The following is an 8,728-nucleotide window of genomic DNA, read 5'->3' as shown; positions in this document are numbered from 1 at the left end:
GGCTTGCGAATCGGCGAATCCGTTGGGCGGCAATCGGTTCGGTTCTCGCGGTGAATGCGGCGGTGTCGGCGGTACTGTTCCTGCCGGTATTGCCCATTGCGAAGTTGAAGGATTCGCCGGTGCTCGCGATCAACTACGACGCGGGCGAAACCATCGGCTGGCCGCAGTTCGTGCGCCGAATCGCCGAGGTGCGCGCCACGGTCGGCTCCGATATCGCCATCCTCACCGCCAACTACGGCGAGGCGGGCGCGATCGAGCGCTTCGGCGGTGCATACGGACTGCCCACACCGCACAGCGGCCACAACTCCTACTGGTGGTGGGGCCCACCCAGTGATACGGCCACCGCGGTCATCGCCGTCGGCCTCGACCGTGACCAGCTAACACGGTATTTCGCCGAGGTCGAACCCGTCGGTCGCATCGACAACGGTCTCGGCATCGACAATGACGAGCAGGGCCAGCCGCTGTTCGTCTGCCGCGTACCACGAGCGCCCTGGTCCGAACTGTGGCCACAGGCGAAACTCCTGGGCTGACGGGTCACCTCGAATGATCGTGGTTGCCGAGAAATTGGTTTGCGAGAAATTGGTTTGGGAGCCATCCGCGTGCCCACCGGCTACGAAGATCGATCGACTCCTGTCGACAAGGTGCCGCCCGCAGCGCTCGGTCGCGCCCTCTGCCGAGACTGTCTTTCCACCGCACAAGTAAGGAGATGTCATGGTGATTCGCATGTTCGATCAGTTCGTCTCCGGGATCGTCAGTTTGATGGGCATGTTGTTCACTCCGTAAGCCGAGTCGCCCGGGGCGGGATGTCCGCCCCGGGCGATATGGCCGCACGGCTGTTAGGTTGTGCCGCATGGCAAGACGGCCGCGGCGGCGGCGACTAAGGGCAACGGTGCTGACAGCGGCCGTTGCGGCGGGCATCGTTACCGGAGGTTCGGCCGAGGCGCAGACGCCCGCCGGATCGTGTGCGGATGGCTGGGACGTATCGACGATCGTCAGCGGAGTCGGGAATCTGGAGAATCTCGATACCGATGGTGCTGGCGGTTTCTATGTCACCGGGATCCAGGACGGGTACCTCGCTCATATCGATGCCGCTGGCACGTTCGAGAAGCTGGTCACCGGGCTGGATAACCCGGCCGGAGTGCGCGTCGTCGGGCGGTCCGTCTACTTCCTCACCGGCGATGGTCTGGCGGAGGCGCCGGGCACCTTGCGCCGCTATGACATCGACACCGGTGCGGTGACGATTCTGCTCACGGAGCTGTCCGGTCCGAACGGACTTCTGGAACTACCCGACGGTGACCTGTTGTTCGCCACAATCGGGATCTCCGGCCCGGCGACCGGTATCTCGCGGTACCGGCCGTCGACAGGTGAGTACACAAAGGGCTGGTCCAACTTGCCGTGGACGAACGGACTCGCACTCGCCCCCGACGGTAAGTCGATCTACACCGACAATATGACCCTGCGCGTCTTCCGCGTCCCGCTCGATAACCCGAACAACCCGACCGTCGTCACCGGTGCCCCCAATATGATCGCGCTGCCCGACGATATGGAAGCCACCCGCGCCGACCAACTCTTCGTCGCCGACCACATCCAGGGCGCCGTCTACCAGATCGACCCCGCCACCGGCACCGCATGCACGATCATCACCGGCCTGATCAAACCCGCCCCGCTCCGCAACCCCCCGGACGGCGCCACCTCCGTACGAATCGCCCGAGACGCCAACACCTGGTCCCTATACGTCACCAGCATGGACGGCACCCTGCGCCGCCTACGCCCACCCCCCGGAATCGACCTGACCCCCGCCGACCCAAGACGCTAAACCCCCCACCCCCCAACCGAAACCACCACCACCCATTCGGTGAGAATGCGCTGATGCGGGTGGTCACTCGACGTTTGCCTGCATGAGCGCATTCTTGATGGATCAGGGGTGGAGGTGGGAGAGGGCTTGGGGGTGGAGGAGGGTGTTGGTGGCTAGGGCGTTGCCGTTGTGGGGGCCGGGGGTGCCGGTCAGGGAGGTGAAGTGGCCGCCTGCTTCTCGGATGAGGATGTCGAGGGCGGCCAGGTCCCAGAGGGAGACTTCGGGTTCGGTGGCTATGTCTACTGCGCCCTCGGCTAGGAGGCAGTAGCTGAAGAAGTCGCCGTAGCCGCGGACGCGCCAGACGTTGTCGGTGAGATCGAGGAATTTTTCGCGGAGGCCGCGATCGTGCCAGCCGGAGAGGCTGGAGAAGGCGAGGCTGGCGGAGCCGAGGTCGCTGACGGCGGAGACCGAAATCGGTTTCGGCGCATCGGAATCGAAGCTGGCGAAGGCGCCGGAACCGGCCGCGGCCCACCAGCGCCGGGTCAGTGCGGGTGCGCTCACGACGCCGACCACCGGAACGCCGTCTTCGAGCAGTGAGATCAATGTGGCCCAGATCGGCACCCCGCGCACGAAGTTCTTGGTGCCATCGATCGGATCGATCACCCACTGGCGTCCGGTGAACTCGACATCGCCGCCGAACTCCTCACCGAGCACCGAATCCTCGGGCCGCTGCTGCGTGAGCACCTCCCGAATCGCCTGCTCCACCGCCAGATCCGCATCCGAAACCGGCGTCAGATCCGGCTTCGAATCCACCTTCAGATCCAGCGCACCGAACCGTGCCCGGGTAATCCCATCGGCCACATCGGCCAAGCGCAGGGCAAGTTCGAGATCGGAGGAGTAATCAGCCACCCCCGAACCCTATCCCCAGCCCGCCACCCCTCCGGACAGGACGTCACCCTGGCACGCACGCTCGTCCGTCGGCAGCTCGGCAACGCCGCGGTTGTCGGTCAGACCCGCGCGAGTGCCCAGGCCCACACCGCCAAACTTGCCGCATAGATCGACACACACCTGACCACCGTCGCACGCCCAGCAGCGACATAAGCGAACACCGCGGCAAGCCTCTGCTCCATCGTGACTACCTTCTGGCCCATCGACAAACACTCAGCGACCGACCCGTCAGTGGCCGGGATGTCCTGTCACTGCCATGTCAGGGCTGTCACCGGAGATAGGCCGTACTGCGTGCGAGGTAGTCACGAGCAATGCGTCATCTCCGTCCGGCCCGGCTGGCCGACATCCCTGCCGACCGGCCGCCATTCCATGGGGCGGCCGGTGTCCAGCCTGTGCACGAGCGGTGCGTGGGTGTGGCAGGGGCGCTCGGGCGGTTGTTACGCGGCGGCGGAGCGGGCGGTGGTGAGGGCGGTTGCCCACCAGTGCAATTGGTCGAGCATGGCCGTTGCGGCCGCGGCGGGTTCCGCTGGTTCGAGGAGCTTGCCCTCGGCGTCGAAGAGCAGGTAGTAGCGGGGGAAGGTGACGTAGTTGCGGATGGTGTGGGCATTGAGTTCGTTGAAGACCTGGCGCAGGTGTTCGATGGCGAGCAGGCCGCCGCTCGCGCCGCTGTAGCCGACGAAACCGATTGCCTTGCGGTCCCATTGGGTGAAGTGCCAGTCGATGGCCGCTTTCAGCGAGGCCGGGTAGCTGCGGTTGTAGTCGGGGGTCAGGATGACGAATGCGTCGGCTTCGCCGAGTCGCCTGGTGAGGTCGGTCATTCCGGCCGGGCGCTCCGGATCGGGCTCCATCATGGGGGAGACCGCGGGCAGTGCCAGTGGCAGTTCGGCCTCGGCGAGGTCGATGAGGTCGACCTCGAATGCGCCGTGGCGGGCGGCCTGCTCGACGAACCAGGAGGCGACGGCCGGTGCGAAGCGTCCCTCGCGGACACTGCCGATGATCACCGCGAGCTTCAACATGGACATGGTGTTCTCCTTCGATCACGAGGTTGTTCGAGTCCAAATCTGCTGCCCGGCGTCGCGACCAGGAAGACCGCGCGAAGAGTGGTAGTGGCAGGGACACCCTCCGCGCCGACCGCGCTTGTACCGTCGAGTCGTGAGTAATAACGAGTTGGGCTTGTTCCTGCGCACCCGCCGTGAAGCGGTGACGCCGGCCCAGGTCGGGCTACCCACCGGACCGCGCCGCCGCACCCCCGGCCTGCGCCGCGCCGAACTGGCCACCCTGGCCGGAGTGAGTGTCGAATACATCACGCGACTCGAACAGGGCCGCGACCGCCGACCGTCTCCTTCGGTGGTGTCCGCACTCGCCGACGCACTCGGCTTGGCGCCGAGTGAACGCGTCCACCTGCACCGGCTCATCAAGGGGGCCGACCCCGGATTCAGCTGCATGGGTGGCGCGCAGCCGCCGCGCGAGGTGCGCGCCACGGTTCGCGCCATTCTCGATCGCCTCGAGCCCGCGCCCGCACTGGTCGTCAACCGGCTGCGGGAAGTGCTCGCCTGGACCGAGGGCTATGCGCGCCTGATGGCACCGATCGGACTGCTCGACCATGCGCACCGCGCCAATCTCGCGCTATTCGTCTTCACCGACCCGCGCGCCCGCGCCGCCTATCCCGACTGGGACCACATCGCCGATGAGCTGGTCGCCGCGCTGAAACAGGGCCCGCTCCGCGCCGATCCGCATGTCGCGGCCCTGGCCGACGAACTCACCGTCGCCGCCGGTACCGAGTTCACCCGCCGCGTCGAATCCGTCCCCAGCCTCGCCGCCGCCACCGGCACCACTCGCCTGAGCCACCCCGAGGCGGGCGCGCTGCGCCTCACCTACGAAACCCTCGAACTCTCCGCCGACGACGATCAGCAACTGATCGTCTACCTCCCCGCCGACGATGCCACCGCCACCGCGCTGGATGCCCTCGCCGGTCGCCGCCCGGGTCGGCTGCGTGCCGTTTCCGGCTGACGACGGCTCCGTCACCCCGACGTCGATGGCTCTGAGCACGCACTTTTCCGCCGAAACGGGCCGTCTCCGCCGTGTTCACGCGAAAAGCGCATGCGTCGGCCGTCGGCCGAGGCAGGTGTCGGGAGCACCACCGGCGCCGCCAGGTGCCCGTGTGTTTCACCGTCTCAACCGCGCCCAGTAGGCTTGAGCATCGTGCATCCTGACGTTTCCGCTGATATCGCCGAACTCGACGCAACTCTTAAGACCGTCGAGTCGGTCCTCGATGTCGAGGAGCTGCGTCGACGGATCGATGAGCTCGAGCACCAGGCCGTCGATCCCGATCTGTGGAACAACCAGGAGCACGCGCAGCGGGTCACCAGTGAGCTGTCGCATGCCCAGAGCGAGTTGCGCCGGGTCGAGGAACTGCGGCAGCGGCTCGACGATCTGTCGGTGCTCTATGAATTGGCCGAGGAAGAGGAGGGCGAGGCCAGGGTGGCCGCGCTCGCCGACGCCGATGCCGAACGGGCCACACTGCACGGCGATGTGGAGGCAATGGAGGTCCGTACCCTGCTCTCCGGCGAATACGACAAGCGCGAGGCGCTGGTCAACATTCGCTCCGGCGCGGGTGGTGTAGACGCTGCCGACTGGGCCGAGATGCTGATGCGCATGTACATCCGCTGGGCCGACCGGCACAAGTACGCCGTCGAGGTCTACGACACCTCCTATGCCGAAGAGGCGGGTATCAAGAGCGCCACCTTCGCGGTGAAGTCGCCCTACGCCTACGGCACCCTCTCGGTGGAGATGGGCACGCACCGGCTGGTCCGGATCAGCCCATTCGACAACCAGGGCCGCCGCCAGACCTCCTTCGCCGAGGTCGAGGTGCTGCCGGTGGTCGAGACCACCGACCACATCGAGATTCCGGAGGGCGAGGTACGCGTCGACGTGTACCGCTCATCGGGTCCGGGCGGTCAGAGCGTCAACACCACCGACTCGGCCGTGCGGCTCACGCATATCCCCACTGGCATCGTGGTCACCTGTCAGAACGAGAAATCCCAGCTGCAGAACAAGATTTCGGCCATGCGCGTGCTGCAGGCCAAACTGCTGGAGCGCAAGCGACTGGAGGAGCGCGCCGAAATGGACGCGCTCAAGACCAACGAGGGTGCGTCCTGGGGCAACCAGATGCGCTCCTATGTGCTGCACCCGTACCAGATGGTCAAGGATCTGCGCACCAACTATGAAGTCAACAATCCGAGTGCCGTGCTCGACGGTGATATCGATGGTTTCATCGAATCCGGAATTCGTTGGCGAATGCGAGAGCAGGCGAGCTAGTTGGACGTACCCCAGGCTTTCTCCACGTCCACCGACTTCACCACCTGGCTGCGGTCCTCCGGTCTAGAGATCGTCCTGTACATCCTTGGGGCGATGCTGTTCAGCCGGTTCGCCACCTTTATCAGAGACCGGATCACCCGCAGGATCGACGCGAGCTTCCGCAGCAGCGATGCCCTGGTGCGCTCCGAGGCGGCCAAGCACCGGCATGCGCTGGCCCAGGTCGTCACCTGGGTGATATTGACGATCGTCTACGTCCTGGTCGGCATCGAGGTGCTGCGCCGGTTCGGCTTCGGTGTCACTGGCCTGGTTGCGCCAGCGGCCGTGCTCGGCGCCGCGCTCGGTTTCGGCGCGCAGCGCATTGTGCAGGACATTCTGGCCGGATTCTTCCTGATCACCGAGCGGCAGTACGGATTCGGTGATGTGGTTCGCATCGCCGTAACTGGATCCGCGGAGCAGGCCGAGGGTACGGTCGAGGACGTCACGTTGCGGATCACCACACTGCGCAATGCCGATGGTGAGGTGATAACCGTGCCCAACGGCCAGATCGTGAAAGTCACGAATCTGTCGAAGGATTGGGCGCGCGCTGCCATCGATGTACCGGTCGCGGCCAGCGCCGATATCACCCGGGTCAACGAGATCCTGCACGAGGTCGGTACAAGGGCGTACGAGGACCGAAAGTTGAAGCCGCTGCTGCTCGACGAGCCCACCGTAATGGGCGTCGAGGATCTGACAGTGGACCAGATGAACATCCGAATGGTTGCTAGAACGTTGCCAGGCAAACAATTCGAAGTCGGTCGCGAGTTGCGGGTGCGAGTCGCCGCGGCGCTGCGCCGGGAGGGAATCAGTGAGACCACGTAGATCCACGGCGATCCTGCTGGCAACTTGGATCGCCACGTTCGTGTTGTACCTGTTCGTCAAGCCCGATCAACCGATCGTGCAATCGCCCGAAAAACTCAACATCGTTCCCGCGGTGGTGAATACGGCTATCCCCGGGCATTGACCATGATGTAGCTGGTGGCTGCGCGGCGGTTGCTGGTTACACTGGCTAGCCGTGATCGCTATGCGGAACGTGACCAAGTCGTATCAGACCTCGACGCGACCCGCGCTGGACAACATCACCGTCGATGTGGGTAAAGGCGAGTTCGTCTTCATCATCGGCCCGTCCGGTTCGGGCAAGTCGACCTTCATGCGACTGCTGCTCAAGGAGGAGGCCCCGACCGCGGGCGAGATTCGGGTCGCCGATTTCCGGGTCGACCGGCTACCCGGGCGGAAGGTGCCGAAGTTGCGTCAGCGCATGGGTTGCGTCTTCCAGGACTTCCGGCTGCTACAGCAGAAGACCGTCGCGCAGAATGTCGCATTCGCGCTGGAGGTGATCGGCAAACGGCGCCAGTTCATCGACCGGACTGTGCCCGAGGTGCTCGATATGGTCGGGCTCGGCGGCAAGGCCGACCGGCTGCCGCATGAACTGTCCGGTGGTGAGCAGCAGCGCGTGGCGATCGCCAGGGCCTTTGTGAACCGGCCGCTGGTCCTGCTCGCCGACGAGCCGACCGGCAACCTCGATCCGGACACCAGTGGCGACATCATGCTGCTGCTGGAGCGGATCAACCGGATCGGCACCACCGTGGTGATGGCGACCCACGACAATCACATCGTCGACGCGATGCGCAAGCGGGTGGTGGAGTTGGACCGGGGCCGGCTGATTCGCGATGAAGCGATCGGCGTGTACGGGGTGGGTCGGTAATGCGCGCTGGATTCCTGTTCAACGAGGTCATCACCGGCCTGCGTCGCAATGTCACCATGACCATCGCGATGATCCTGACCACCGCGGTATCGCTGACCATGCTCGGCGGCGGTCTGCTCGCCCTGCGGATCGCGGATAAGACCCAGAGCTACTTCATGGACCGGGTCGAGATCCGGCTCTATCTCTCCGACCTGGTCTCGGCGACCGATACGGACTGCTCCCGGGAACTGTGTCAGCTGCTGATGCAGGATCTGAAGAAGACCGATGGGGTGGTCTCGGTCCAGTTCGTCAACAGCGATGAGGCGATGAAGGAAGCCACCGAGGTGACCTTCAAGGATCAGCCCGAAATGCTGGACATGATCAAGGACACCCGGCTGCCCGCGTCATTGCGCGTGAAGATGACCGATGCCGACCAGTATCCGCGGATCTACCAGACCTTCCGCGATAAGCCCGGCATCCAGAGCGTGCTCAACGATAAGGACACCGTGGACCGGCTGGTCGGGGTGTTCGACGGGCTGCGGAACGCCGCATTCGCCTTGGCGGGCCTGCAGGCATTGGCCGCGCTGCTGCTGATCGCGAATATGGTGCAGATCGCAGCGTTCAGCAGGCGAGAAGAGGTCGGCATCATGCGGATGGTCGGCGCGACGCGCTGGTATACCCAGTTGCCGTTCCTGTTGGAGGCGGTGGTCGCGGCGCTGGCGGGGTCGTTACTGGCGGTCGTCGGCCTGTTCCTCGCGCAGCCGTTGGTGGTGAATCGGGGGCTGGGCGCGCTGTTCAATAGCAACGTCTTCCCGCACATCACCAGTGAGGACATCGCCCTGGTCGCGCTGACCGTCGCGCCACTCGGCATCGTATTCGCCGCGATAACGGCCTATGGCACCCTGCGGTACTACGTCCGCGACTAGGACGAATTCGGTTATCCACAG

9 protein-coding genes and 1 pseudogene are annotated in these 8,728 nt (G+C 65.1%); 7 read left to right on the top strand and 3 right to left on the bottom strand.

The genetic code is table 11. The annotated features are described in order from the left end of the window. Window positions 1–530: pseudogene (locus tag ABZW16_RS23915) on the top strand (hypothetical protein); the annotation flags it as partial. A gap of 320 nt (window positions 531–850) precedes the next feature. Next, complete coding sequence (locus tag ABZW16_RS23910; RefSeq protein ID WP_354958196.1) at window positions 851–1,816, top strand: SMP-30/gluconolactonase/LRE family protein; 966 nt, start codon at window positions 851–853, stop codon at window positions 1,814–1,816. Window positions 1,817–1,918: 102 nt separating this feature from the next. Here ABZW16_RS23910 and hisN read toward each other — a convergent pair whose 3' ends face one another. The 3 genes from hisN to ABZW16_RS23895 form a co-directional block, all read right to left on the bottom strand. Next, on the bottom strand, window positions 1,919–2,704 hold the full coding sequence (gene hisN, locus ABZW16_RS23905; RefSeq protein ID WP_354958194.1) for a histidinol-phosphatase: 786 nt from the start codon (window positions 2,702–2,704) through the stop codon (window positions 1,919–1,921). 98 nt (window positions 2,705–2,802) lie between these two features. Continuing rightward, a complete protein-coding gene (locus tag ABZW16_RS23900; RefSeq protein WP_354958193.1) occupies window positions 2,803–2,925 on the bottom strand; it encodes a hypothetical protein in 123 nt (40 codons plus the stop codon). Between the two features lie 255 nt (window positions 2,926–3,180). After that, the gene (locus ABZW16_RS23895; RefSeq protein WP_354958192.1) at window positions 3,181–3,765 is read right to left on the bottom strand and encodes an NAD(P)H-dependent oxidoreductase; all 585 of its coding nucleotides are present in this window, start codon (window positions 3,763–3,765) and stop codon (window positions 3,181–3,183) included. 130 nt (window positions 3,766–3,895) lie between these two features. Here ABZW16_RS23895 and ABZW16_RS23890 point away from each other — a divergent pair, with 130 nt between their 5' ends. From ABZW16_RS23890 to ftsX, 5 genes are all read left to right on the top strand, one after another. Next, the gene (locus tag ABZW16_RS23890) at window positions 3,896–4,753 is read left to right on the top strand and encodes a helix-turn-helix transcriptional regulator (protein WP_354958191.1); all 858 of its coding nucleotides are present in this window, start codon (window positions 3,896–3,898) and stop codon (window positions 4,751–4,753) included. A 192-nt stretch (window positions 4,754–4,945) separates the two neighbouring features. After that, complete coding sequence (prfB, locus tag ABZW16_RS23885; RefSeq protein ID WP_354958190.1) at window positions 4,946–6,061, top strand: peptide chain release factor 2; 1,116 nt, start codon at window positions 4,946–4,948, stop codon at window positions 6,059–6,061. Next, the gene (locus tag ABZW16_RS23880; protein WP_354958189.1) at window positions 6,062–6,919 is read left to right on the top strand and encodes a mechanosensitive ion channel family protein; all 858 of its coding nucleotides are present in this window, start codon (window positions 6,062–6,064) and stop codon (window positions 6,917–6,919) included. 193 nt (window positions 6,920–7,112) lie between these two features. Continuing rightward, the gene (ftsE, locus tag ABZW16_RS23875; protein WP_354958188.1) at window positions 7,113–7,802 is read left to right on the top strand and encodes a cell division ATP-binding protein FtsE; all 690 of its coding nucleotides are present in this window, start codon (window positions 7,113–7,115) and stop codon (window positions 7,800–7,802) included. Further along, window positions 7,802–8,707 carry a permease-like cell division protein FtsX gene (ftsX, locus tag ABZW16_RS23870; RefSeq protein ID WP_354958187.1) on the top strand — a complete coding sequence of 302 codons (906 nt, stop codon included), beginning with the start codon at window positions 7,802–7,804 and terminating at the stop codon, window positions 8,705–8,707. Before ftsE ends, ftsX begins: the two co-directional genes overlap by 1 nt. The last annotated feature ends 21 nt before the right edge of the window (window positions 8,708–8,728 follow it).

The sequence above is a fragment of the Nocardia sp. NPDC004604 genome (assembly GCF_040609795.1).
GTDB lineage: Bacteria > Actinomycetota > Actinomycetes > Mycobacteriales > Mycobacteriaceae > Nocardia.
The sequence above is the reverse complement of the archived record's forward strand: the minus strand, read 5'-3'. Positions and strand labels throughout refer to the sequence as shown.

Coding starts and splice junctions, on each gene's coding strand:
- ABZW16_RS23910 (WP_354958196.1), top strand. CDS start 851: ATGGCAAGACGGCCGCGGCGGCGGCGACTAAGGGCAACGGTGCTGACA.
- ABZW16_RS23900 (WP_354958193.1), bottom strand. CDS start 2,925: ATGGAGCAGAGGCTTGCCGCGGTGTTCGCTTATGTCGCTGCTGGGCGT.
- ABZW16_RS23895 (WP_354958192.1), bottom strand. CDS start 3,765: ATGTCCATGTTGAAGCTCGCGGTGATCATCGGCAGTGTCCGCGAGGGA.
- ftsX (WP_354958187.1), top strand. CDS start 7,802: ATGCGCGCTGGATTCCTGTTCAACGAGGTCATCACCGGCCTGCGTCGC.